Here is a 25,260-nt window from a genome sequence, read left to right as displayed (position 1 = left end):
CGAAGGGACGTTGCTAGACGTGAGCGCGGGCCTGTCGCGACAGACCGAAGGTGCGGCCGCGCCATGCCTATTTTGATCTTCAACATGTTAAGGGTTTCAGCATGGCTCTCTCATCCCTGGCCTCACGCAATGAAGAAGAGAGTCCGATTGCCGTTGTCAGGCTGGAAGAAGGTCTTCCTGCAAAGTTGGCGTGAAGCGGGCGAGCACAACATAGGTCTGATCGCCGCCGGCGTCGCGTTTTATGGCTTTCTGGCGTTGGTCCCCCTCCTTGCCGCCGTCATCCTGACCTATGGCATGTTTGCCGAGCCTGGAACCGTCGTTCACGACGTCAAAAGGCTGGCAGCGGTCATGCCCGCCGATGCCGCCCGTCTGATCGGACAGCAGCTTATGGAGCTGGTCAAAGCCTCCGACGGCAAAAAAGGACTCGGCGTCGTTGCCGCCCTGGCGATCGCCTTGTTTGGCGCCCGCAATGGAGCCGCCTCAATCATCACCGCTCTCAATGTCGCGTTCGAGGTCAAGGAGCATCGCAGTTTCGTGGCCGTGAACGGCCTGGCGCTCGCGATTACCGGAGCGGCCGTGGTAACGGTGATCCTGGGACTGATAGCCATTGCCGCCCTCGGCCACCTTGAGCACCTCCTGCCCACCTTGCCGGAAGCGGTTTTGCTGCTTGGAAAGATAGTCTCCTATGCCCTGCTCACCGGCGTAGGAATGGCCGCGGCTGCGACGCTTTACCGCTATGGCCCGGCGCTCGATCACATACGCTGGTCCTGGATAACGCCCGGGTCGGTCCTGGCATCAGTCAGCTGGCTGGTTGTGAGCCTGGGCTTTGGCGCCTACGCCGCCGGAATTGGCCACTACAACGCAACTTACGGCTCCCTCAGCGCAGTCATTGTCGTGCTGACCTGGTTCTATTCTTCGAGCTACGCTCTGCTCTTCGGGGCCGAACTGAATTCGGAACGCATCAAGATCAATCGGTCAGCGCCGCACAAAGTGATCCAGGAATGGAATGCTGACAAGGCTACCGACGGTCGAGTCACAACCGCTCCGGCACTCGCGCTTCAATCAACGGAACGACCCGAATTGCGAATGGGCGACGTCGGCGAGGTGCTCCCGCTTTCTCTTGCAGCGATGGGCCTTTCGTTGATCAGGAGCCGCGCGGGAAACGGCAAAGGATTTGCGCTGATTGCTTTGGGTGCCGCGGCTGAGTTTCTCCAGCGGCGCAAGAAGACGAGGGGTTAACTACGCACGTTTTTACGATTTAATATCGAACGATGCCAGAAGTTCGGTTGCCTATGATGGCTCTTCCTTCGGCCTGCAATCTGACTTGACCAGCGTGGTCAGCCAAATTTCAATCTGTCTTATGCCATATCGGCGCTAGCACATGCTGCCGGCGCCGGCCTGCGAATGCCCCCATCCTGTGAAACCAGCAGATGGTCGCGACAGCGTGCCATATAATCCGACACGTAACCTCTGGGGGCGACAGGCAAATTTTGCCGGAACCGGTTTCGAAATCATTTGTTGAAAACTGCAAGTGAGACCTGGAGGCGCACCGTGAGCAACCTTGAAATCGAAACTTTTGAGCCCCTTGCGGTGTCGCAGCCGATCGGTCGCGATGCTGGCCTGGCCCAATGTTCGTTAGAGGAAAGCGCTGACAAGCCCAAAAACAAGATCGAGGGCGAGCCGCTCTCTGATGCCGACTTCCACCGCGAAATTACGGCTGTCATTCCTCACCTGAGGGCCTTTGCCCGCATGCTGTGCGGCGACAGGGATCGCGCGGATGATCTTGCCCAAGAAACGCTGATGAAAGCCTGGGCGGCACGAGGGCGTTTTGTCGGCGGCACAAGCATGCGCGCCTGGACCTATACCATCCTGCGTCATCATTATTTTGGCCAGATGCGCCGTGACCGCTTTGTCGGAAATTACGATGAGGCTGAGGCCGAACGCGTGCTCAACATGCACGGATCTCAAGAGGGCCGTCTGGAAGCGGCCGACGTGTTACGAGCGCTGGCCACTCTGCCTGCTGCGCAACGAGAGGTGCTGGTGCTGGTGTGTGTTGGGGGCGTTTCCTATGAGGAAATCGCTGAGATCTGCGGCACCCCACTTGGCACCGTAAAGAGCCGGATCGCGCGCGCGCGGGCAGCGCTTTCGGCGGCTATCGATAGTGGTGTGCTGCCCGACGCGCGGAGCAGCTTTGTGCTGAAGGGCGAGGTGCTCGACGCTTTCTTCGCTGAGCTTCGCAAGGTCGCACCGGACCATATTCTGGAACAGCTTGCGGCTTGAACATTCTGCCAGGCTCACAAAATTCGGAGGCACGAAGCCTTGACCTGTGTTGTGGGCATTGTCACCCCGACAAGTGTCGCAGCGTCACCAGGCGACGGGTAGCATAACGGCGCAGCCCGCCCGGGAGGCTTGGACCAGTCGGGCTGGCTGGAAGAAGTTTGCGGGCCGAGCGGCTCAATCGGCGAGCTAAGACGATGCCCGGCGCTACGGCCGGCATCGAGGATGATGCCCTGTCCACCTCAACAGGACCTGGTCTGCTGACAAAGACGCCTGCGGTTTGCAGATTTCACAATTCCCACAGAGCGCCGACATCCCCACGACGCTTTGAGCGCCCTTTCGGTTCGTTTTTTTGATCTCACGCACGTCATGGCACACCCGCTGCTTCGCCGTCCGCAGAGGGCGGGCTTGGTTGCAACTCCATTCGGTGACTGGAAGATTAGCCGCACTGGCCACCGGAATGGCTGTCTTCTTCGCTTCGGGCTCGCGGGCCCCCTTTATGTGAGCTCTCCCGTCTATCCGAGCCGGGGAACGCTAATTTTAGCTCGGAGATGGCCGTAGAAACATGCTGGAGGGCCTGGTGCATCCCGGCGTGACGTAGATGCTCTTGAATGACAGCAAGTCGCCTGATGCAATCGTCGATAGCCTGATTACGCATAAGTCCTCTCCCAGAAGACCAAAGTCGGCTGATTGATCCCACCGGCCCGCTCAGCCCCTGCCTCAATGTTCTTCCGCTTCGGCGCTGACGTTGACCAAGTTGGGCCATAAGGAAAGCGCCATCGCGCCGCCCTGTTTCATACGATTGCAAATATGATCCCGGATTGGAGGAGGCCTGATTGGCATAGGGCCTATTCCGGGCCGAGATGAAGATCGTCTCAGCTTGGCGTTCGCCCCCACCTGCATCAGCCCGCTGGCCTTCGCCCTGTCAGATTTGCCCCATGCAGAGACTTCGTTCGAGGCCAATTATCGGGTGAAACTGAGCGAACGCTGGGCATGCAACCCGACGCGCAAAACCTGCGCCATCCGGCAGCCGGAGGTGGCGCGCCAGATGCGGTCGTCATCGGCCTGCGCCTCATTCTCTCAATAGGTGGGCCAAAATCAGCTCCGGCAACCGATGCGCGTCGGATACGACCGTGCCTGCCGATACGCCCGATACCAAAGACAGCGACGCAAAAAAATGATACTGCCTCCCCAGGGACGTACGAGGTAAGACAACCGTCCGATTACCGGCCACAAATCCCCTCTTAACGGTACAGGGCACGGCTTTTCGCCAGATCATTGCGGATGGTTGTGGCGGCCACGCCAGCCTCGCCCATCGCATGGCTGATCTGATCGAGACCCCTGGCGACATCGCCGGCGGCATAGAGGCCAGGAACGCTGGTGCGCTGGTGGCTGTCGACGACGAGGCATCCTTCCTCGCTTGCCTCCGCGCCAAGCATCAGCGCCAGCTCAGACCGGATCACCGACCCAAGGGCTGGATACACAGTATCGAAAGTGAGCGTGGCATCGCGAACCGGTACGATCATGCGCTCGCCCTCGACCCTCATGGCGCCGCACGGCCCATGCACAATCTCTATGCCGGCCTGCGCGAGGTTCGCCTGATCTTCCCTGCTCAGGGCGTGCTCACCGTCGGGCGCTATCAGCGTGATGTCCGGCGAATACATACGCAGGAACAGGGCCTCATTGACCCCATGCGTCTGCGTCCCGATGACCGCGATGCGCTTGTCGGTCACTTCAAAGCCGTCACACACCGGGCAATAGCGCAGCTGCCCACGCGCGAGGGCTGTCTCATGGATTTCCGGAGCGATCCGGGGTGAATTGTTGACCACACCGGTCGCGAGAAGCACGGTTCTTGCCCGAAGGAGGCCGTCGGCGACCCGGGCGGTAAAGATGCCGTCCTTCAGGGCCAGGCTCTCGACCAGCCCGGCAGTTACGTTTACGCCAAATAAAACTGCCTGCTTCCGCATCCGGGCCAAGAGTTCGCTGCCGGCGATCCCGCCGGGAAACCCTGCATGATTGTGCATGCGCGGGATCATCGCCGCCCGGCTTTTCCCGGCATCGACCACTCTGAGCTGGAGACGAAACCTGGCCAGATAGATCGCGGCCGTCAGCCCTGCCGGACCTGCTCCGATCACCAGACAATCCAGAACGTCCTCATCATCCTTCGCCATGTGATCAGCTACCATCGCTCTCAGCCGGCGCCGGGACGTCGGGTATCACCGGCCACCGCCCGTCCTGAAGCGTTCCAAGCGACGCAAACCATGTGCTGTCCCAGCGCAGAGTGACGTGGTCGCAGGAAAAGGTCACATGGGCCCGGGGGACGGCCCGTAGATCTTCGCCCATGCCGCCAATGCCTCCCGATCTCACCACGATGTAGCTGAGCAACCCATCTTTGCAGGAGATGAGCGCCTCAACGGCCTGCCCCACGCCGTTACCCTCGCAATCGCGAACCTCCATGCCGTCGACCTGCGTCCCGGCAAACAGCGTTGGATGGGCCGAGCGTCGGCTCGCATCGGCCGCTGACTTGCCGCCATCCTCATAGGCACGCTGACGCCCCAGCCAGCGCCAGATGCCCACAAGATTGACGATGGTGAGTAATCCATTGCTGGCAAGCAGATTGGTCTGGCCTGAGGCAATGCCGACCCATGACCAGCAGACCGAGCCGAGGGTAAAGACGACAAAGCTCCACCCGGTAACGCGCGCCCCAAGATTGGCGGCTGTCATGATGGCCGCGATCATGGTGGCCGCCGGTGCGATCCAGGCAGGCAGGTCATCGAGGATCATCGGGGTCTCAAGCTCCCGGCTCCGGGATAAGCCATTCTACTTGCCTCCATGCTCATTGCATAAGTCGACAAATGCCTGAACAGGTTCCATGTTGCGCATGCCGGTTCTGGGCATGATGCTGGTAGCGTGCCACCTGCAACATGCGGCGCTTTCCCGTATTACCCATTGGTAACCCGGCTCGCCGACTGGCCGAAACGAAGCGGTTAACTCCGAGGTTTGCAAAACCAGGATGCGGTTGCGCAGCTTGATTCGTGATAGCCGGCTGTGGTGTGGACGGACGCGGAATGGCGGAAACAGGAGGTTGCATGCCTATTTCAGAACTTGGCGCGATCGAGCGGATCGCGCGTGTGCTCGCCGCCGAACAAATCAGCTTCAACGCCGAAGGGTATGTGCCCTCGGCGGCCGATGAGGTGGAGGCGGAGTGGCATCTTTATATCGACCGCGCCGTTTCCATCCTCAAAACGCTGCGCGAGCCGGACATCGTGATGGCCAATGCGGGCGATGCCGACATTTGGCGCAGGATGGTGCAGGCCGCCCTTGAGGATTATGAAGGCGGCCCGCCCGAATAGCGCTTCCCGGCTTCAGCCGGGAAGGGCGCTCTAACGACGGGGCCGCAAGTCCACGACGTTGGCCGGATCTGCTGGTGATCTCGGCAGCCTTGCAAGGGCAACCTCCAGATCAGACTGTCGGAAAGGCTTGCTCAAGCGGGGGAAGCGCAGCGTCACGCCCGTTGGCAGCTCGGCGTAGCCCGTCACCACAACAACTTTCAGGTCGGGCCATCCCGCCAGGGCCGCATCGGCCAGCTCGGCGCCGGTCATGCCAGGCATGGCATAGTCGGTGAGCAGCACATCGACCGTATGCTCGGCCAGAAGGCGCAGGGCCTGAGCTCCAGACGTCGCGTTAAGCACCGTATGACCCAGATGGGACAGCATCGCAGCGGTGTTGACGAGCACGATGTCATCGTCATCGACCGCAAGCATGGTCAACGCACCTCGTGGGCCGTCGGACCTGGCGACCGCCACAGGTCGCGCAGCCTCGAGCGCTGTATCCTTGGCAACCGGCAGCCAGAGGCTGACGGTGGTGCCCTCTCCCACCACGCTGTCGAGTGAGAGCCTGCCGCCAAACTGCTCGGCCATTCCCGCGACCATGGAGAGGCCAAGCCCCGTGCCTTTGCCGACGCCTTTGGTGGTGAAAAAGGGCTCGATGGCTTTGGCGCGGGTCTCCTCATCCATCCCGGAGCCTTCATCCTCGATAAACAGGCGGACATATTCCCCGGGCGTAAGTCCATTCTCAACCTGCACCTGTACTTTTTGGGCCGCGATCAGGATGCGTCCGCCCTCGGGCATGGCATCGCGCGCGTTGACGACCAGATTGAGCAGAGCCAGCTCGAGCTGCGCCGGGTCGGCGTGGATGGCCTTGAGCATGAGGGGAAACTGCGTGTCGATCGTGATGTTGGAGCCGATCGTGCGCTCGATCAGATCGGCCATCCCGCGCACCAGGGCGGCAACGTCGACCTTGGTAAGCTGCATATCCTGCTTGCGCGCGAACGCCAGCATACGCTGGGTCTGCGTGGCGCCCCGCTCTGCTGCCTGGAGCGCGTTATCGAGGAAGCGCGTCGCATCCTTGCCCTCGGCCAACCTGCGTTTGGCGATATCGACGCTACCAACTATGGCGGCGAGGAGGTTGTTGAAATCATGGGCGACGCCGCCGGTGAGCTGACCGATCGCCTCCATCTTCTGCGACTGGAAAAAGGCCTGCTGGGCCTGCTCGAGCGCCTGCTGCGATTTTCGGCGCTCGGTGAGGTCACGGGTGATCTTGGCGAACCCGATCAGCTCGCCTGCTTCGCTTCTCACCGGATCGATAACGACGCTGGCCCAGAAGCGCGATCCGTCCTTGCGATGGCGCCAGCCCTCGGCTTCGAAGCGACCGGCCTCCCGCGCGGTCGCCAGCGCGCGCGCAGGCGCGCCGGCTTCCCGATCTTCGGGCGGATAGAAGCGCGCGAAATGCTCGCCGATGATTTCGTCGGCGCGGTAACCCTTGAAACGCTCGGCCCCGGCGTTCCAGCTCGTCACGTGCCCGTCAAGGTCGAGCATGTAGATCGCGTAATCGGTAACACTCTGGACCAGCAGGCGAAAACGCTCCTCACTGCGCCGCAATTCCTCCTCTGCCGCCCGACGCAGGGTCAGGTCGCGGGTGATCTTGGCAAAGCCGACCAGCGAGCCTTGCGGGTCGGTGATGCGATCGAGCACGACATCGGCCCAAAACCGGGTACCGTCCTTGCGGATCCGCCATCCCTCGGCTTCAAAGCGACCCTCTTTTGCGGCGGTCGCCAGCGCCCGCTGGGGCAAGCCCGAATCTCGATCCTCCTCACCGTAAAAGCGCGAGAAATGCTGGCCGATGATTTCATCGGGCGTATAGCCCTTGAACCGCTCGGCCCCCGCGTTCCAGCTCGTGACGATACCGTCTGGATCGAGCATGTAGATGGCATAATCGGTTACGCTCTGAACGAGCATCTCGAATTTGCTGATCTCGGGGGGCTGGGTCTCGGTGTTCAAGGCCGTGCTTCCTGGTGAACGTTCCTAGATGGCGGGATTTGCGAGGTCGTGCCTATCAGCGCGAACTGGACGAGCCTGTCGAGGCCAGGGCCGCCGCCAAATCATCCTTGCGGAACGGCTTCGTGAGCCGAGGCAAATCGCTGTCGACGCCTTCGGCGTCGGCATAGCCGGAGACGAGCAAAACGGGAACGTGCGGCCTTGTGCTCTGAATATGGCGCGCCAGATCCACGCCGGTCATGCCCGGCATCAGATGGTCCGTGATGACGACGTCGAATGGGGCGCCCGTCGCCAGGATGCGCACCGCCTCCTCGGCGCAATCGGCCTCTTCGACGGCGTAGCCCAGGTCGCAAAGCATGTCGGCGGTGCTCATGCGCACCAGGCTCTCATCGTCAACGAGCAATGCGACGCCGCGTAATGCAATGTCGCCGACGCTTTTCGGCAAGGCAACGGGCTGGACGTCCTCATCGCTGACCGGCAGCCAAAGCTCGATGTTCGTTCCCAGGCCCGGGCGGCTTTGAATGGTCAGCCCCCCTCCAAGCTGAGAAGCCAGGCCGTGAACCATCGAAAGGCCCAGCCCGGTCCCCTTGCCGATCCCTTTAGTCGAAAAAAAGGGCTCGACAGCGCGCGCCCGCGTCGCTTCATCCATGCCGGATCCGGTGTCAGCAACAGAGAGACAAACGTAGCGTCCTGGCCTGAGCCCAGACCGGTGACCGGTTGAGATCACCTCCGCACCTGCCGAAATTCGCAGCATACCGCCCCCGGGCATGGCGTCGCGCGCGTTCACCGACAGGTTGAGCAAGGCCATTTCGAGCTGGTTGAGATCGGCTTTGGCGGGGGGAAGATCGTCGGCGGCCTCCACCACGACCTTGATCTGCGGACCTGTGGTGCTTTCGACCAGCTCGCCCATGCCATGGACAAGTTTAGCCACATCGACTGACACAGATTGCAGCGGCTGTCGCCGGGCAAAGGCGAGCAAGCGCTGGACCAGCGTCTTGGCGCGCTCTGCCGACTGTACCGCCGCAGCGATCAGCCTTTGCTCGCGCTCGCCGCCGACATTGCGGCGCTGGAGCAGGTCGAGCGAACCTACGATGGGGGTGAGCAGGTTGTTGAAGTCGTGGGCAACGCCGCCTGTCAGTTGGCCCATCGCTTCCATCTTCTGGCTCTGGCGCAAGGCTTCCTGGGCCATTTCCCGTTCCGTGACGGCTTCACATACGCGTGCTTCCAGCGTCGCATTGAGTTCCCGTAGCGCCTCTTCAGCCTCATGCTCACGCGTACGATCACGGAACATCTTGACATAGCCTCCTTCGCGGCCGGCCAGAGGCATGGTGAGACCCGATCCCCAGAATCGGGTACCATCCTTGCGCACGTGCCAGCGCTCGTCGATGCCGCGGCCATAGGTGTCGGCTTGCTGCATTTCGCGTGCCGGCGCATCCGCCGCCTGGTCCTCAGCGGTGAAGAACAGGCAAGCGTGCTGACCCAATGCCTCTTGCGGGTTCCAGTCCATGAGATGCTCGGCGCCGCTGTTCCAGCCGGTAATAACGCCTGACTGGTCAAGAGAGACGATAGCAAAGTCCTCTGCGCCCTCTACAATCTGGCGATAACGGGCTTCACTGTGCCGGATGATGGCTTCCGAACGGGCCCGAGCCAGCACGACACCCGCCGTACGCACCACGAAATCCACGATTTCCAGATCCGCGCTGACCGGCTCGCGCGGCTCGCTGTAATACATGGCAAATGTGCCGAGGATCTTGCCATGGGCTGACCGGATCGGCAGCGACCAGCAGGCCCGCAAACCATGACCCATTGCAAGGTCGCGGTAGTCCGTCCAAAGGGGATCGCTGGCGATATCCGCCACGAAAACCGGCTCTTGCCGGAAGATCGCCGATCCGCAGGACCCGACTGTTGGCCCGATCACGATCCCATCAATGAGAGCGTTGTAGGCTGCCGGCAGACTTGGCCCCGCGCCGTGCCGCAAATGCACGCCGTCTTCGTCGAGAAGGAGGATGGAAGCCATGACACCGCTGTCCGACAGGCTTTCCACAGCCCGCACAATCGCTTCCAACGTGGCTTGGAGGGGCCCATCCTGTACGGCGAGTTCCAGAATGCGAGCCTGGGCGGCACTCAGGGCAGCGGCATGATCACGCGCCTCGGCAAGCCTCGCATTTTCGATCGCGATCGTCGCCAGACGAGCCAGACCCTCAACCCGCTCGATCGTCTCGGCATCGTGGGACATCACGTTCGACCAATAAGCGCCCAGCGCCGCGACCGGCTCAGGCTTCCCAATGGGCGCCATCACAAGACTGCGCACGAATGTAGCCGCATAGGCTTCCTGAGGCACCCGGGGGTCTCTCCGGATATCGCCGATCGCGACAGTTTCGCCATGGAGCATGCTCCACCCTGAAATGCAGGTATCGGCCGGAAAACTTTGTCCTTGCCAGAGCGGGGCGATGGCGTCCTCTGCCACATAGCTACAATGGTCACCATCCTTGAGCACGATCGCTATGCCCTCAGCGCCCACCGCCACACGCGCCGTTTTGCGCAGAACATCGATCACCTCATCCAGCGATTGGGCAGTGACGAGCCTTTCACCGGCCGTAAGCCTGGCGTCAGGCGTACGCGGGTGGCTCTCGCCGGTGTCGGGCCGAGGTGTATTCAAGGGATTCCGCTCCGTTCCTGACAGACCTGGTCCGAGTGTTGCTCTTTGCGCATATAGAGCACGGAAGAGGCTTCGTCATGAACGAAGCTGGAACGGCCTTAAGTTTGTTGGTTCTAGGCAGAAACCCTCAATTCTCTTGCCCAAGCCAAATAGCCGATCCGGACTCCACTTTCCTGGGGTTAGAATGGAAGCGGCAATGCTGGAAAATAGCGGCTAGACCATGCTGTGAAAGGCGTGAGCGAGGGCCCTGTTTTCGAAAGGTTTGGCCAAGATGATGCCGGGCGGTGCGCAAGGGCGGCACTCATCCGGCGTGGCACTGATGAAAACGACAGGCACCTCCCCAAGCTCGTCGAAGATCTGAGCGACCGCCGCGGGCCCGGTGCCCTGGAGCAGGCGAACGTCCGAGGTGATGAAGTCCGGCTTATGGGTGCGCGCGGCGGCGACAGCCGCGCTCTGGGTCGCGGCGATCTCAAATGACGTTGCGCCCTCCTCCTCCAGGAGATCCTGGATGATCAGCGCGACAAGGGGTTCATCCTCGATGATCAGAACATGACACATTACGCGACCTCTTTCCGGTCTGAGGAAATGGCCAATGGCCTACAGAGGTCCGCTTAATCGCCCGAAACTTGCGCAATTTTGGCGGCGGGCTGATCTATCCCGAAGGGTTTGGGGAGGAAGTTGGTGCCGGGGCAGCAGTGCGAGTGCCCGATCGGCCAGTTGCCCGCCGGCCATCCCCGGCGCTCGCGAACCTATCCCTGGTCTCCGCGACGATCGGTGTGTGTTTGCGCGATGCACGTCACTGCGACCTCCCAACCTTGCTCAAGGGCGCGGATGAGGCCCTTTATCGAGCCAAAGCGGTGCGCCAGGGCATAGGGCAATTGTTGGTCAACCCGCCTTTGCATTTCCCGCGATGACGGAACGGTCCTCTGGTCGCACTGCCTCGCGCTGAGCTTATGGCGACGGCTTTTCCGCGTGCTCGTACGCAATCTATTGGCGATTGTGCAGCGCAGCGCTCGTCTTGCAAGTGCGGGAACGAAAGAGCAGATCGATCGTCTCTCGATTGAAGTCTGGGCCGGCCCGAACGCTCCCGCGATTATGGGCATTGGCAAGCGTCCTTCAGCGTTGTCCGAGATTGGGCCTCGGACAACGCTGAAACCTCAGCACACGTCTTCGTCAGCCATTGGCATGCCGCAACGGCGCAGGCTTGCCGGGAGAAGCTGCGACCGCCGGAACTTGCACAATCCTCGCCAGTTTCTGACGCTAGCCGCCCGAATTCCTAATCATTGCCGGTGCTGCAAGGAAAATGACTGGTCCTAAAGGCTTCCCCCTTTCGCCCTTTCTCTACCGGCTCACCCGTCATTCGCCTTTGTCAGATGAAGAGTGCCGCATTATTCTGGGCTGGCCTTCGCTGCTGGATAGAATTGGCGCTAACCGGGATTTCCCCAGACCAGGCGAACCGTCCGATTATGCTCTGCTGGTCGTTGACGGGCTGGTGGCCCGTTTCTGCCAAAGCGGCGGCGGGGCGCGTCAGATAACCGCCTTGTATCTCCCAGGCGAAATCGCCAACCTTGAGGGCATCACCCATCCCGATGCGTGCCGGCTTGAGGCTCTATCTCCGACGGTTACCCGGAAAATTCCTCATGACGCTATCAGATCCGCTGCGCGAGCCTGCGGCGCCCTGAGCGAAGCTTTATGGCGCGAATGCACGATTGCTGCTGCGATACAAGCGCAATGGCTCACCAATCTGGGCAGGCGCGATGCAAAATCGCGGATGGCCCACCTGCTTGCCGAGATGGATTATCGCGTCGTGGGAAAGCCCTGTGCCGGCCACTTCAAGTTTCCTTTCCCGGCAACGCAGACCCATCTGGCAGACTTCACGGGGCTGACGTCGATTCACGTCAATCGCGTACTTCAATCCTTACGCCATGATGGAATAGCTCATTTTTCCCATCGTGAGGTCCATGTGCTCGATTGGAAACGGCTTGTCGCGACTGGGGGCTTCGATGCAACATATCTTGCCCAGCCCTGAATGAGCTGGAGTGCCTTTGAAAAGATATAGTTCGATTGGGCATGAACCCGGGATGGCCCGGCGCATTTCCATTTCATGCGCATCCAAGCCGGAGAGGGTATACCACATCCTGAATGCGGCGCGGCGCTCGAGCTTTGCCCGAGCAGTGATTAATCGATTTCGCCTCGGTAGTTTATGGGTGTGGCCTAAGTTGATACGCTCCTGGCTGGTCCCCTCGATCGCGCCAAGAATTAAACAGCACATCCGGAGCGATCCAAACTGAAAAGTAGGAATAGCAATTATGCTATTCCAATGCCGCGGCTTGCAATGCCCGTTCGATATCCAAAGCGCTGTAGGGCTTCACCACCGTTGGTACTCCTTTGAACTGCTCAGGGTGGAGAGTGTCGCCGTAACCCGTGGCAAATATGAAAATGATGCCTCGGCTCTGAAGCACCTCCGCTACGGGATAGCTCTTTCTCCCATGCACATTGACGTCAAGGATAGCCGCGTCCAGGCGATACTCGTCGATCATCGCGATAGCTTGTTCAACTCTTTCGGCACAGATCGAGGTGCCACCTGCGTCTTCGATAAGGTCTTCCAGTGAAAGAGCAATGATCGGTTCGTCCTCCAGGATAAGGACGACGTTGCCTTCGATCGTCATGCGTCTTGTTCCGGCAGGAGAGCAGTGATCTGACATTTCAATCCAGTGGCCAGGAATTCTAGATCGGTGTGAGAATGCAGATCGGAAACAAAGCCACGCTTCACCAGTCTGGTACCGAAGCCCTGTCTGGTCGGCACCGTGACTTCAGGGCCTCCACTTTCGAGCCAATCGAAAACAAGTCTGCGCTGGCACTCTGCCTCAAATGACCAACTCACATCGATCCTGCCCTGCAAATCGGCCAAAGCGCCATATTTCAAGGCATTCGTTGCCAGCTCATGCACCACCATCGCAACGGCGGTCGCCATTTGTGGTGATACGGTCACTGCCGGGCCGGAAATGCTAACCTGGTGCAGATCAACGCCGGCAACTGCCCCGATGCTGCTCACGACAACATCTCCGAAGTTCGCCCCTTCCCAATTGCCTCGGGTCAAAAGATTGTGCGCCCCAGCCAAGGCTGCCAGTCTGGCTGAAAACGCGGCCAACCCCTCACCGGGAATTGCCGACTTACGAAAGGACTGAGTTGCAAGCCCCTGGACAATAGCGAGAGTGTTTTTGACACGGTGGTTGAGCTCGTTGATCAGGAGGTCCTGGTGCCTTTGAGCCGAAATTTGTTCGGTTACATCGTGACCCTGGACGAAAACGCCCGCCACCCGACCTTCTTCGCTCACAATCGGCTGATAGATGAAATCGAGAAAGCGCTCCTCCATCGTCCCACCAGGCCCGTTGCGGAGCAGCACCTTCTGGCCGCCGGCCATGTGGGCCTGGCCAGTGTCGCGAACCTGGTTCAGCAGATCAACGAACCCTTGTTCAACAACCTCGGGCAGAGCTTCTGCCACCGATTTGCCGGCAAGATCGCGCTGCCCCACCAACTCGCGATAAGCCCTGTTTGCCATTTGAAACACATGATCCGGCCCGCCGAGGACGGCAACAAAGCCGGGAGCTTCTTCGAGAAGAGCGCGCAACTGATCGCTTTCCTCAACAAGATCGCGGTTTCGAGCCTGAAGCGCCTGAGCCCGCTGGATCACGCCCATTTCGTCGCGAAGCGCCCGCAGCGAGTGCAGTTCGGTAACATCGACCGTGTGTTGGAGAATGAGAGCGACCTGGCCATCCTCGGTTACCAGAGGCGTGTGCGTACAACTCCAAAAGCGCGCATCCATGCTTCCATCGGCATTGCGGATGTCATATCGGATCAGGGCAATCTCGTCGATCTGGCCGGTCTTTAGCACCTGCGCGAAAGAGCGTTTAAGAAGCCAATGGCTATCCGATTGGGGATCGCTAGGAAATGCGTCGAAAACTGGGAGGCCCGTGATCTGCTGCCGGGTTCGCATCGTGGCTCGCAGGTAGGCCTCGTTCATCCAGACGATACGGAGTTGGGGGTCAAGCACGATGTATGGGTTGGGAGCCATCGCGAAGAGGGCCTCAAAATCGATCTTCACGCCATGGCTTCCATTTCACCAGCAAATTAGCCGCCGGCGCCCGCCGTCAGCATATCGCACTGTCACTCGGGCCGTCTAATCCCATTCCAACCACGACGATACCTCCCAAAGGTTCACATGCACTGAACGGGAACTTTGTCGGTTGGGTGGTATCGGATTTGGGCCGGCCCCTCACTGCCCGGCTACACATTCTTCCCAAGAATCGACGTCTTATGGGGGCTCGTCGACCCACGTCCGGGTGACGGCTTCAACGGAGCATGATGGCCGCGGGCGGCGATGGAAGTCTGCGCTCTGCTCTCTCACCACTCGACTTGCTCAGGCCCAAGGCCGCGTCGCCTTATCCATGTTATGCTGGAAGAAATCTGGATACATGACGTGCCAGATCCTGAAGTCCGTAAGGCTTGGGAAGCAATGTTAAGCCGGCGGCGTCAGCGTCGGCCCGAACGGCCTCCGGATAACCGCTCGTCAGCACAATTGGCAGGTTCGACCGACGTCGGCGGATTTGTTGTGCCAATTGCACGCCATTCATGCTCCCGGGCATCATGACGTCGGAGAACACCAGATCGATATGGCGATCGTTTGCCAATGCTCCCAGGGCAGCGTCGGCACTGGCCACACGGCATACGGACCAGCCCAGTTGCCCGAACATTTCGCTCACCAATGAGGCGACCTCATCATCATCCTCCACCAGAAGCACTTCTCCTCTGCCTGCTTCGCCCGGACGGTCGGTGTTGAAGTCAATCAGATGATGGCCCTCATCATGAGGGATTTTTTCCGAGCGCGGCAGGAGAAGCGAGATACAAGTGCCTCTTCCAGGTTCGCTATCAATCTCGATAGCGCCGCCCGATTGGGTCGCGAAGCCATGGACCTGAGCCAGGCCAAGCCCTGATCCCTTGCCGATCTCTTTTGTCGTGAAAAAGGGCTCGAACACCCGGGCCTTAACCTCGGGGGTCATGCCAGTGCCCGTGTCCTGCACCGAGAGACGTACAAAGGCTCCCCGCATTCCCCGAGAGGATGCATCGTGTGCGTTTTCGGCGAGGATCGTGATCGTCCCGCCATTGGGCATCGCATCGCGCGCATTGACGCACAGGTTGAGCAGCACCAACTCAAGCTCGGCCGGGTCTACTTCGGCGGGCCACAAGCCATCTGCAAAATCCGTTTCCACCTCGACGTCGCCGCGCAGGGTGCGGTCCAGCAGTTCCTGCATCCCGCCGATCTGGCGCGGCAAATCAACGGATTGCGGAGAGAGCGGTCGCTGCCGCGCAAAAGCCAGCAATTGCTTGCTGAGCCCGGCCCCTCGCTCGGCCGCCGTGCGCATCCCTTCCTCGATCCGCTGACGCCGTTCAGGAGACTGCGGCTTGTTCAGCAGGCTGAGGCCGCCGGTGATGACCATCAGGAGATTGTTGAAATCATGCGCGATGCCGCCTGTGAGGCGACCGACCGCCTCCAGCTTCTGCGATTGACGCAAAACCTCATCATATTTGGCACGTTCCGCCATCTGTCGCATCAGTTCGGCATTTGCTTGGCCAAGCTCAGCGGTTCGCGCCGCGACCAGCTCCTCCAGTTCGGAGGCCGCCCGTTCCTGCGCCCGCATCAACGCGGCAACCTGATGTTGACGGTCGCGCGCGCGAAGGGCACTTTGAACCGCACTTGACAGGTTGATAGGCCGCAAGGGCCGCTCGATCATCGAGACATTGCGGAGCGACTCGACGAGATGCTGCCGCCAGCTGACGACCGCAACCTGTTCGACCCGACTTGTCAGGACGATAAAGGGTAGATCGGACCATGGGGGCTGCCTGGCCACCCACGTCGCGATCGGATCAATGTCCCGTCCGAACAGACCTTCTTCCGCAATGAAGACCACTCCGGCTCCGCGCTCGATCTGAGTGAGCAACTCAGCCAAATCCACGCAGACATGGGCGACAAGTCCGGACCTTTCGAGCAATTCCCTGCATGCTGCCCCGTCACGCCCGATGGGAGCATGAATCAGAACACGCCGATCAAACGCGTCAGGATCGTGCATGCTCATCGCTCTTCATCAAGGGGCCTCCTCCGCCGATATATTGGGGCGTGCCCGAGAAGATGCCGCTGAATTCGGTCAGCGGTTCGCCAAGCGTTACCCCTTGGGAGCTTAAACGAAATTCTCGGATCGTATGCTCGTGATGCCCGCTACGCTTTTTGACGACAGAAATGGCACGGCGCACCGTTCCAGCGTACTCGAAATAACGCAACATCAAGACGGCGTCGCTCAGATAGCTGATGTCGAGCGGCGATTCCACCTGACCCACCAGCCCATGTTGGGCCAGAACCAGAATGGTCAACACCCCTTGCTGCCCCAGGTAGCTGAGCAACTCGTGCATCTGGAGCACCAGAAAGCGCTCATCCGGCATGGCGTTGAGATAGCCGTTCAGACTGTCGATCACGACGACCCGGGCCTTGTTCACCTCGACGCTGTGGCGCACAGTGGCGGCAAATTCACCCGGAGAAAGCTCGGCCGGATCGATCTGCTGAAAAGTCAGGCGTCCGCTCTCGATAGCGGGTTGTAACGGAAGTCCAATGGTCTGTGCTCGGGCTTCCAGCGTGCCGCGCCCCTCGTCAAAGGCGAAGATCGCCGCATTCTCGCCTCGCTCCGCCGCCGCGATGGCATAGGTCAATGCCAGCGAAGATTTGCCTACGCCCGCTGCACCGATCAGCAGCGCGTTGGTTCCGCGCTCCAAGCCTCCGCCCAGCAATTGGTCAATCTGCGCATTCCCGCTCGAGGCGATGTCCTTGGGAAAGGCGGTGTGATGTTCAGCGGCGATCAAACGGGGGTAGATCGACAAACCGCCTTTTTCGATTTTGAAGTCATGAAAGCCGCCACGAAACTCAATGCCCCGCATTTTCATGACACGCAGGCGACGCCGTTCCGCTCCGTAATCCAGCGCCAGCTGTTCCAGCAGGATCACGCCGTGAGAGATCGAATGAAGCTGGAGATCCTCATGGCTCGACGACAGATCATCGAGGAGAATGACCGTGACATCTTTTTGAGCAAAGAAATGCTTCAGAGCCAGCACCTGCCTCCGATACCGCAGTGGATCCTGTGCCAACAGCCGGAGTTCAGAGAGGCTGTCAAACACCACACGGGTGGGATTGACCTGCTCGACCCTGTCGAAGACCAGCTTGATCGTCTCGCTGAGCTCGACCTCCGCGGGATGGAGAACCGTCAGTTCGCGTTCCGGATCCAACACGGCGTCCGGTGGAACCAGTTCGAAGACGTCGATCCCCTCCAACGACCAGCCGTGGCGGGCAGCGACGAGACGCAGTTCCCGCTCAGTCTCCGACAAAGCAACGTACAGGACGCTCTCTCCATTGCGGGCACCTTCGAGAAGGAACTGCATTGCGATGGTGGTCTTGCCGCTGCCTGGACGGCCCTCGTAAAGATACATCCGATTAGGATCGAATCCTCCACCCAAAATGGAGTCAAGGCCATCGCTGCCCGAGGAAATCCGCTCGCCGTCATCCAAGACCGTCGTCTCCCGTATGCCGATGAGTTTACCGGCAAGGGCAGGGTTCTACCCGAACCATCCGTCCGTCAAGGCATGCTTTGAGCTCTACGCCCCCCCGTCGGGCGTGTCCGAGATCCTCTTGCCCTGATTTGCGCCAAACACGGTGGTTGGTGGGCCCGAGAACCGGGAGCAGTGACCATCGTGCCACCGCAGGCTAGGGCGAAATTCGGCATGCCGCTGAGTGTCAGAATCTCTCGCGTCACCCACCAAGGACGCTAGTTAGATGTCAGGCGGCAGTTCGTGGTCATTTGCACGCTTGGTGGACTGGCGACTGCAATAGTCCCCCTGTGGCGGGAAATTCAAATGGTGGCGACCTGGCGAGCACACGGCGCGTGGGCTTCCCGCATCCGTGCAACCTTCAGCCCCGCGAGAGCTTCCATCATCGTCGTCGATAGGGGCGGAAGGAAAATGTGACCGTGAACAAGTTGTATTGGCTGGCGTTGCCTGCACTGGTCCTTTCCGCATGCCATAAGGCCCCTGAGACGGCGCAGGCCGCCGCCTCCAGTGACGAGGCCATGGCTGCGGACTCGACAAACTCAGTCGCTCCTGCCGATGGGGTGCCGACGCTTACGTCATCAGACGCGGCCTCGGATGTGCGCGCCGCCGACGTGCCAGGCAACACTGCGGCAACCTATCTGGCCAAGGCGGGAGCGGCTGATCTGTTCGAGATCGAAGCCTCGCGCGCCGTGCTCAAAACGACACAGGATCCGAGTGTCGAAACATTCGCCAAGACGATGATCGCGGATCACGAAGAGTCGACGACCATGCTCAAGAGAGCGGCCAAGGCGGCCGGGATCGCCGCACCGGCTCCGCATCTGATGCCCGACCAGCAGCAAAGCCTGGATGCGATCAAGGCCGCCAAGGGCAAGGATGCTGATCACGTCTATCAAGGGGCGCAGCGCGACGCTCATGCCGCCGCGCTGGCCTTGCACAAAAACTATGCCGCCAATGGCGACACGCCGCAGCTCAAGATCGTCGCCGGCAAGATCGTACCGGTGGTCGAGCATCATATCGCCATGCTCGACAAGATGAGCGGCTAAACGCGAAACCCGGCACAGGAGGCATCGATGGACGACAAGGACCGGCCCAACAATCGTGAGGTCGAAAACGAGATGGTTCGCCCCTCGGACAAGGATGGCAAGCCGCCCAAGCCTGCGACTGAACCCAAGCATGCTTCCGATGAGGACAAGGGGTAATCAGGCAGATAGGGCGGGCGTCACGGCCCGCCATTCCCACCCACGGCGCCGAAGATCTGTCCCGTGGTGTAGCTGAGCATCGGATCAGCCAGCGCAACATAGAGCGGGGCCAGTTCACCAGGCTGGCCCGGGCGCCCCATGGGCGTGTCCTCGCCGAAGGTGACGAGCTTGTCCTGCGTCTGTCCGCCGGTCACTTGCAGCGGCGTCCAGACGGGTCCCGGCGCCACGCCGTTGACGCGGATACCTTTCTTGGCCAGCTGCTTGGCCAGCCCCTTGGTCCAGATCATGATGGCGCCCTTGGTCGCGGCATAATCGATGATGTTTTCGCCCGGATCATAAGCGTTGACCGAGGTGGTGTTGATGATCGCCGACCCCGGCCCCAGATGCGGAACGGCCGCCTTGGTGATCCAGAAATTGGCATAGATGTTGGTCTTGAACGTGTCGTCGAAGTCCTGCTCCTCGATATCGAGGATCGAGCCCCGGCTGACCTGCCGCGCGGCATTGTTGACCAGAATGTCGAGCCCGCCAAGCCCCGCCACCGCGTCAGCGACCAGTTTGCGGCAGAAATCGGGCGAGCGGATGTCGCCGGGCAGCAGCACCGCCTTGCGACCCGCCTGCCGGATCAACGCGGCGACGTCTTCCGCATCGGACTGTTCAGGCGGCAGATAGCCGATGGCGACATCGGCGCCCTCGCGGGCAAAGGCGATGGCGGCGGCCCGTCCCATGCCGCTGTCGCCGCCGGTGATGAGCGCGCGGCGCCCGACGAGGCGCCCCGAGCCCTTATAGCTGGTCTCGCCATGGTCGGGCCGCGGCATCATGCGCGAGGCAAGTCCCGGCCAAGGCTGTTGCTGGCGAGCGAAGGGAGGTTTCGGGTAGGCCTCGGAGCGCTCGCTGGTCGGTTCGCCCGGCGCATGCTTGTCCTGCGCGAAGGCAGGACTTGCCGAGGCGACGGCGAGGCCGACGGCGGTTGCACCCAGGACCTCGCGACGTGAGGGGCCGGAAAGAGTATCATCGCCCATGATCAGCCTCGCCAGATTTGCAGGATACATCGGACCAATGGTTGAAAAGCGGGGAGGTTCATCGCTCCACTGTCGTCGCCGCATCAGGATCGACGTCACGCCGTCGATGCGACGCCCCCCGGTCCTGCCCAATCATGCCGAGGGTTCCAGTTCCACCTTCATCCAGCCCGGTTGCCGCGCGTCGAAGGCTTCGTAGGCCTCGATGGCGCCTGTCATCGGCTCGGTCTGGGTCAGGATTTTCGTGGGGTCGAGCCGCCCTGAGCGAACGTGATCGATCAGCACATCGTAATAGCGGCGATGGTTGCAATTGCCCATGCGGATGGTGATATTCTTGTTCATCGCCTGACCGATCGGGAAATGCGTGTCACTCGGCGGATAGACGCCGATGATCGCCAGCGTGCCACCCTTGGCAATGGCCTCGACCGCCCATCTGGACACCTGCGTCGGCCCGTCTCCGCCGATGAAGTGACGGCCCAGCGTCTTGACGGCCGGCTCGATCAGCCGCTGCTCCACCGCATCGGCCAGCTTGCCCGGCAAGCCGGGTTCAGCGGGACCGTCGTGGGCGTGCTGCGCGTCGATGCCGACGGCGTCGATGATCCGGCGCGCGCCATCGCCGCCGGTCAGCGCGCGAATGGCCTCTACCGGATCGACCTCATCAAAGTTGATCGTCTGCGCACCCTGTCGCCGCGCCATGTCGAGCCGGTCGGGCAGCCGGTCGACCGCAATGACCCTGCCACCCATCACCATTGCCGAGGCAATGGCCAGTTGCCCGACCGGCCCGCAGCCGAAGACAACGACATCGTCGCCCTGTTCGATGTCGGCAAGATCGGCGCCGAACCACGCGGTGGGGAGAATGTCGCTCATCAGGATCGCCTGATCGTCGCTGATCTCGTCCGGGACCGGCACGAGGTTGGTGTCAGCCCAGGGGACGCGCGCCTTTTCAGCCTGCAGGCCCTTGTAGCCGCCCGCCGCCGCTGGGCCGCCGAAGAAGGCCGTCCCGGCCAGCTTGCCGCCGGGGTTGGCGTTGTCACATTGGGCGTAGAACTGCTGGTCGCAATATTGACAATGGCCGCAGCCGATCGTCGAGGGGATAATCACCCGCTGGCCGACCTTGATCGAGGCCACGCCTTCGCCAAGGCTCTCGACGATGCCGACGCCCTCGTGACCCAGGATCTGGCCCTTGTCGAGTCCGCTGAAGGTGCCGCGCACGAAATGCAGGTCGGTGCCGCAAATGGCGCTGGCGGTCAGCCGGACGATGGCATCGGTCGGGGCCTCGATTGCGGGCTCGGGCACGTCCTCGATGCGGATGTCGCCAATGGCGTGGAAGACAACGGCCTTCATTGTGCAATCTCCTTTCGGATGCGTGATGCATGGGCGCCGAGCGCGGTGAGCAGGCCGAAGCCGATATGGTTGAGCGTGTGCATGGCGATGACCTTGCGGGCCGAGGTCCACTCCGGCGCCTTCACGCCCAGCAAGGGACCGGCGATCCAATGCGCCAGCGCGTAGAAGGCCAGGCCGAAGCCTATGCCGCTCGCCACAATCGGTGCGTCTTCGTCGACGGTCGCGGCATAGGCCGCACCGGCCAGAGCCGACAGGGCAAGATGCCCGCCCTGCACCAAAGCCTGCTCCCGCGCCGATGGCAGAGCGCCCGGCAGCGGGGTGGCGAGCTTGAGCTTTTCCGCGCTCACCCGCTCGAGCTGGGTCAGTTCGGATGCCGTCCCGCTATTGCGTTCGCCGGCGATCAACATGGCGGTGATCGCCAGACCGGCGACCAGACCGCCGGCCACGGCGCCTGCAACATGGGGCCTGCTCATGATGGCGTTTCCTTTCGAGTAGGGCGCGCGGCTCACCCTTTGACCTCATTGATGAGTTGGCGCGCGGTGTCGGCGATCACCGCGCCGATCCCCTTGTCGCCCTTGACCATGGCGCTCATGAAACCCTTGGCTTGTTCCAGCGTCAGATGCGGCGGAAAAGGCGCGACCTCAGGATCGGTCTTGACCTCGATCACCGTTGGGCGGTCGGCGGTCAGGGCCGCCTGCCATGCCGCGCCCAGTTGCTCGGGATTGTTCACATAGATGCCGCCAAGGCCCAGCATTTCGGCAAAGCGCGCATAGCGCACATCGGGAATGTCCTGGGTGGTGGGGAAGCGCGGATTGCCCTCCATCACCCGCTGTTCCCAGGTCACCTCATTGAGGTCGCCGTTGTTGAACACGCAAACCACGAAGCGCGGATCGGCCCAGCGGCGCCAGTATTTCTGCACGGTGATGAGTTCGGCCAGATTGTTCATCTGCATCGCCCCGTCGCCTACCAGCGCCACGACAGGCCGCAAGGGATGGGCAAACTTGGCGGCGATGGCATAAGGCACCGCCGCGCCCATCGAGGCGAGCCCACCCGACAGCGAAGCACGCTGGCCCGCCTTGACGCGATAGTCTCGCGCATACCAGTTGGCGCAGGACCCGGAGTCCGAGGTCACGATGGCATCGGCAGGCAGGCGTGGCGACATTTCCCAGACGACGCGCTGCGGATTGACCGGATTGGCCGCCGCCATGGCGCGTTCCTCGAGCACCTTCCACCAGGCAATGACGCCTTTCTCGATCTCGTCCTGCCAGCCACGATCCTCCTTGCGATGGAGCAGAGGCAACAGGGCGCGCAATGTCTCGGCGGCATCGCCATGCAGGTTCACATCGACTGGATAGCGCAGGCCCAGCATGGCCGGGCTGAGATCGATCTGGACGGCGCGGGCCTGACCGTCCTTGGGGAGGAACTCCGCCCAGGGAAAGCCGGTGCCGATCAGCAGCAGCGTGTCGCATTCCGTCATCATGTCCGAGGAGGGCTTCGTCCCCAGCAGTCCGATGGCGCCGGTGACTAAGGGCAGGTCGTCGGGCAGCACATCCTTGCCCAACAGCGCCTTGGCCACCCCTGCCCCCAGCACGCGCGCCGTCTCGATGATCTCGGGCGCCGCGCCGCGTGCGCCCGCGCCGATCAGGATGGCCACCTTGCCGCCGGCGTTGAGGATGTCGGCCGCGCGTTCGAGATCGCCCGCCTTCGGCACCACCGAGGGCACCGAATAGCCGGTTCCCGACCGGGTGAAGCCATGCTTCTGCGCGGGCGCCTCATAGGGCGTGTCCTGCACATCCTTGGGCAGGATGACCACCGAGACCTCGCGCCCGGCGATGGCAATGCGGATGGCCCGGTCCGTCACATGACGCGCCTGCGCCGGGGCCGAAACCTCCTGCACATAGGCCGCCACATCGGAAAACATGCGGTCGAGGTTGAGCTCCTGCTGATAGCTGGCCCCGCGCACCGTGGTTTCCGCCTGCCCGGCTATGGCCAGCACCGGCACATGGTCAAGCTGGGCATCATAGAGCCCGGTGATGAGATGCGTCGCGCCCGGCCCGCCGGTGGACAGGCACACCCCAAGCTCACCTGTGAATTTGGCATGGGCCGTGGCCATGAAGGCCGCCATTTCCTCATGGCGGACCTGGATGAACTCGATCCCCTCCCCCTCCGTTTCGGCCCGCTGGAGAGCGCCCAGCACACCGTTGATGCCATCGCCCGCATAGCCATAAATGCGCGTCACGCCCCACGCTTTGAGCCGCTGGACGAAGAAATCGCTGGTCATCTCGCTCATCGTCTCGAACTCCTTGGGGGCCGCGGCTTTAGTCTTGCCCGACCGGAAACACGCTCTCGATCTTTGCCCATTGCGGTAGGTCGACCAGATCCTCGAAGGCCTGCATGTCGATGCTGGCATCCGGGTCCAGCGGCCGACCGGCGCGCAGATTGGCCAGGGCCCGCGCGCTGGCGCGGGCGATCTGGAACAGCACGCTCGTAGGATAGAGGATCATCGAGAAGCCCATCTGCCGGAAATCCTCCGGCGAGAGCCAGGGCGTGACGCCGCCCCGCTCCAGCACGCTGGTGGCCAGAGGCGCGTCGTGCAGGGCTTTGCCGACCCGCTCAAGCTGCTGGACCGAAATGGGCCCTTCGACGTAGGCGCCATGCGCGCCCGCATCGAGATAGGCCTGCGCGCGGGCGATAGCGCTCTCTACACCTTCCGGTGCGATCGCATCCGTGCGGGCGAGGATGAAGGTGTCATCGTTCTGGCGCGCGGAGACGGCGGCCCGGATCTTCGCCACCATATCCTTGCGCGGGATAACCGATTTGCCGGCCATGTGGCCACAGCGCTTGGGCGCGGTCTGGTCCTCAAGGAAAATGGCCGATGCGCCCAGCGCCTCATAGCCGCGCACCGTCCGGGTGACATTCTTGGCATCGCCATAGCCATCATCGCCATCGACCAGCACGGGCAGCGCGCAGCCGTCGATCACATCCTGAACCGCGCGGTTCTTTTCGCCGAAATGTTCCAGATCGACATCGGGACGTCCGTAACGCGCCCCGACCAGCGCAAAGCCACCGACCTGATAGGCGGGAAACCCGGCACGTTCGATCAGTTTGGCCGTCAGCGCATCGTGAGCAGCGGGAAGTTGCAGCAAGCCCTCGCCTTCCAGCAGCTTCTGCCAGCTTCTCCTTCCCCGCCGCACAGCGGGGATGTCCAGTTCGGGCTCCTGCATGTTGGTTTCTCGCCTAGCCGCAGCATTGCGCGATGGAAGCATGGCCTGCCACGATGGTTCCCCCCGCCCGCGCTGCCATGGGCGTCAAAGCGATGAACGGGTCCGGCGCCGCTGCGGTGTGACGTCGATCCGGTGGCGCAGGGTCGAGTTAGCTTGGGCAGTGACCCTTTTCTGCCCGCTTACAGCAGCGGAGGCCATGGCACATGCTGACTGATTATGTGGCTGTGTGCCTCGAATACAACATAATGAATATTATCCGCGCCTTTCAGGTTGTCGTCTGAGCGCATTTCAGGGCGGCTGATCTCGCTTCACAAAGTCGAACCCACCCCCTATATGTTCCTTATGAAACCCGAGATCAACAGGCTTGATGATCTGCGCCTTCACGCGTTGAACCTCCATGTGGAGTGCAGCAATTGTGGCCACGGTAGGGTCTTCGATGGGCCTGTCATCTGGCGCTGGTTTGCGTTAAACCGGTGGGACGGAACCCTAAACGCAATCGGAAGCCACCTAAGATGCGGCCTCTGCCAGAGCCGCCCTACACGGTTCGCTGCAACCAAC

The 25,260-nt window shown here is 61.6% G+C and carries 20 protein-coding genes; 6 read left to right on the top strand and 14 right to left on the bottom strand.

What is annotated here, in order from left to right:
- The first annotated feature begins 63 nt into the window (after nucleotides 1-63).
- Nucleotides 64-1,239, top strand: coding sequence for a YihY/virulence factor BrkB family protein (locus tag HGK27_RS29885; protein ID WP_206245762.1), 1,176 nt, complete (start codon nucleotides 64-66; stop codon nucleotides 1,237-1,239).
- A gap of 429 nt (nucleotides 1,240-1,668) precedes the next feature.
- Nucleotides 1,669-2,280 carry a sigma-70 family RNA polymerase sigma factor gene (locus tag HGK27_RS29880; protein WP_241127987.1) on the top strand — a complete coding sequence of 204 codons (612 nt, stop codon included), beginning with the start codon at nucleotides 1,669-1,671 and terminating at the stop codon, nucleotides 2,278-2,280.
- Nucleotides 2,281-3,521: 1,241 nt separating this feature from the next.
- Here HGK27_RS29880 and HGK27_RS29875 read toward each other — a convergent pair.
- Nucleotides 3,522-4,448, bottom strand: coding sequence for an NAD(P)/FAD-dependent oxidoreductase (locus tag HGK27_RS29875; protein WP_206245761.1), 927 nt, complete (start codon nucleotides 4,446-4,448; stop codon nucleotides 3,522-3,524).
- Between the two features lie 4 nt (nucleotides 4,449-4,452).
- Complete coding sequence (locus HGK27_RS29870) at nucleotides 4,453-5,061, bottom strand: PRC-barrel domain-containing protein (RefSeq protein WP_322099077.1); 609 nt, start codon at nucleotides 5,059-5,061, stop codon at nucleotides 4,453-4,455.
- Nucleotides 5,062-5,345: 284 nt separating this feature from the next.
- Between HGK27_RS29870 and HGK27_RS29865 the strand changes: the two genes are divergently transcribed.
- Entirely contained in the window at nucleotides 5,346-5,630 is a 285-nt protein-coding gene (locus HGK27_RS29865; protein WP_322099076.1) for a hypothetical protein, read from the top strand.
- Between the two features lie 30 nt (nucleotides 5,631-5,660).
- Here HGK27_RS29865 and HGK27_RS29860 read toward each other — a convergent pair whose 3' ends face one another.
- The 3 genes from HGK27_RS29860 to HGK27_RS29850 all read right to left on the bottom strand — a co-directional run bounded on the left by HGK27_RS29860 (nucleotide 5,661) and on the right by HGK27_RS29850 (nucleotide 10,830).
- The gene (locus tag HGK27_RS29860) at nucleotides 5,661-7,574 is read right to left on the bottom strand and encodes a hybrid sensor histidine kinase/response regulator (protein ID WP_206245808.1); all 1,914 of its coding nucleotides are present in this window, start codon (nucleotides 7,572-7,574) and stop codon (nucleotides 5,661-5,663) included.
- Nucleotides 7,575-7,671: 97 nt separating this feature from the next.
- Complete coding sequence (locus HGK27_RS29855; protein ID WP_241127974.1) at nucleotides 7,672-10,170, bottom strand: GAF domain-containing hybrid sensor histidine kinase/response regulator; 2,499 nt, start codon at nucleotides 10,168-10,170, stop codon at nucleotides 7,672-7,674.
- A gap of 315 nt (nucleotides 10,171-10,485) precedes the next feature.
- Nucleotides 10,486-10,830 (bottom strand): response regulator, encoded by a 345-nt coding sequence (locus tag HGK27_RS29850; protein ID WP_206245760.1) that lies wholly within the window; start codon nucleotides 10,828-10,830, stop codon nucleotides 10,486-10,488.
- 745 nt (nucleotides 10,831-11,575) lie between these two features.
- On the opposite strand from HGK27_RS29850, the gene HGK27_RS29845 reads away from it, so the two are divergent.
- Nucleotides 11,576-12,301, top strand: coding sequence for a Crp/Fnr family transcriptional regulator (locus tag HGK27_RS29845; RefSeq protein ID WP_206245759.1), 726 nt, complete (start codon nucleotides 11,576-11,578; stop codon nucleotides 12,299-12,301).
- A 283-nt stretch (nucleotides 12,302-12,584) separates the two neighbouring features.
- Here the strand turns inward: HGK27_RS29845 and HGK27_RS29840 are convergent, their stop codons facing one another.
- From HGK27_RS29840 to HGK27_RS29825, 4 genes are all read right to left on the bottom strand, one after another.
- Nucleotides 12,585-12,941 carry a response regulator gene (locus HGK27_RS29840; protein ID WP_206245758.1) on the bottom strand — a complete coding sequence of 119 codons (357 nt, stop codon included), beginning with the start codon at nucleotides 12,939-12,941 and terminating at the stop codon, nucleotides 12,585-12,587.
- Nucleotides 12,938-14,377 (bottom strand): PAS domain-containing protein, encoded by a 1,440-nt coding sequence (locus HGK27_RS29835; protein ID WP_241127972.1) that lies wholly within the window; start codon nucleotides 14,375-14,377, stop codon nucleotides 12,938-12,940. Before HGK27_RS29835 ends, HGK27_RS29840 begins: the two co-directional genes overlap by 4 nt.
- A 346-nt stretch (nucleotides 14,378-14,723) precedes the next feature.
- Nucleotides 14,724-16,400: an ATP-binding protein gene (locus HGK27_RS29830; protein ID WP_206245757.1), complete on the bottom strand. Its 1,677-nt coding sequence runs from the start codon at nucleotides 16,398-16,400 to the stop codon at nucleotides 14,724-14,726.
- Nucleotides 16,387-17,880 (bottom strand): ATPase domain-containing protein, encoded by a 1,494-nt coding sequence (locus HGK27_RS29825; RefSeq protein WP_241127970.1) that lies wholly within the window; start codon nucleotides 17,878-17,880, stop codon nucleotides 16,387-16,389. Before HGK27_RS29825 ends, HGK27_RS29830 begins: the two co-directional genes overlap by 14 nt.
- A gap of 452 nt (nucleotides 17,881-18,332) precedes the next feature.
- On the opposite strand from HGK27_RS29825, the gene HGK27_RS29820 reads away from it, so the two are divergent.
- Together HGK27_RS29820 and HGK27_RS31345 are read left to right on the top strand one after the other, a co-directional pair.
- Nucleotides 18,333-18,962 (top strand): DUF4142 domain-containing protein, encoded by a 630-nt coding sequence (locus tag HGK27_RS29820; protein WP_241127968.1) that lies wholly within the window; start codon nucleotides 18,333-18,335, stop codon nucleotides 18,960-18,962.
- A gap of 27 nt (nucleotides 18,963-18,989) precedes the next feature.
- On the top strand, nucleotides 18,990-19,118 hold the full coding sequence (locus tag HGK27_RS31345) for a hypothetical protein (RefSeq protein ID WP_274617196.1): 129 nt from the start codon (nucleotides 18,990-18,992) through the stop codon (nucleotides 19,116-19,118).
- A gap of 20 nt (nucleotides 19,119-19,138) precedes the next feature.
- Here HGK27_RS31345 and HGK27_RS29815 read toward each other — a convergent pair whose 3' ends face one another.
- The 5 genes from HGK27_RS29815 to HGK27_RS29795 all read right to left on the bottom strand — a co-directional run bounded on the left by HGK27_RS29815 (nucleotide 19,139) and on the right by HGK27_RS29795 (nucleotide 24,702).
- Nucleotides 19,139-20,137, bottom strand: a complete 999-nt coding sequence (locus HGK27_RS29815) for an SDR family oxidoreductase (protein WP_206245756.1) — start codon at nucleotides 20,135-20,137, stop codon at nucleotides 19,139-19,141.
- 132 nt (nucleotides 20,138-20,269) lie between these two features.
- Nucleotides 20,270-21,478 (bottom strand): zinc-dependent alcohol dehydrogenase, encoded by a 1,209-nt coding sequence (locus tag HGK27_RS29810; RefSeq protein ID WP_206245755.1) that lies wholly within the window; start codon nucleotides 21,476-21,478, stop codon nucleotides 20,270-20,272.
- Nucleotides 21,475-21,951, bottom strand: a complete 477-nt coding sequence (locus HGK27_RS29805) for a hypothetical protein (protein WP_206245754.1) — start codon at nucleotides 21,949-21,951, stop codon at nucleotides 21,475-21,477. Before HGK27_RS29805 ends, HGK27_RS29810 begins: the two co-directional genes overlap by 4 nt.
- Before the next feature lie 32 nt (nucleotides 21,952-21,983).
- Complete coding sequence (locus tag HGK27_RS29800; protein WP_206245753.1) at nucleotides 21,984-23,768, bottom strand: thiamine pyrophosphate-requiring protein; 1,785 nt, start codon at nucleotides 23,766-23,768, stop codon at nucleotides 21,984-21,986.
- Between the two features lie 28 nt (nucleotides 23,769-23,796).
- Nucleotides 23,797-24,702 (bottom strand): isocitrate lyase/PEP mutase family protein, encoded by a 906-nt coding sequence (locus tag HGK27_RS29795; protein ID WP_206245752.1) that lies wholly within the window; start codon nucleotides 24,700-24,702, stop codon nucleotides 23,797-23,799.
- Between the last annotated feature and the right edge of the window lie 558 nt (nucleotides 24,703-25,260).

The sequence above is a fragment of the Novosphingobium terrae genome, assembly GCF_017163935.1.
GTDB classification, from domain to species: domain Bacteria; phylum Pseudomonadota; class Alphaproteobacteria; order Sphingomonadales; family Sphingomonadaceae; genus Novosphingobium; species Novosphingobium terrae.
The sequence above is the reverse complement of the archived record's forward strand: the minus strand, read 5'-3'. Positions and strand labels throughout refer to the sequence as shown.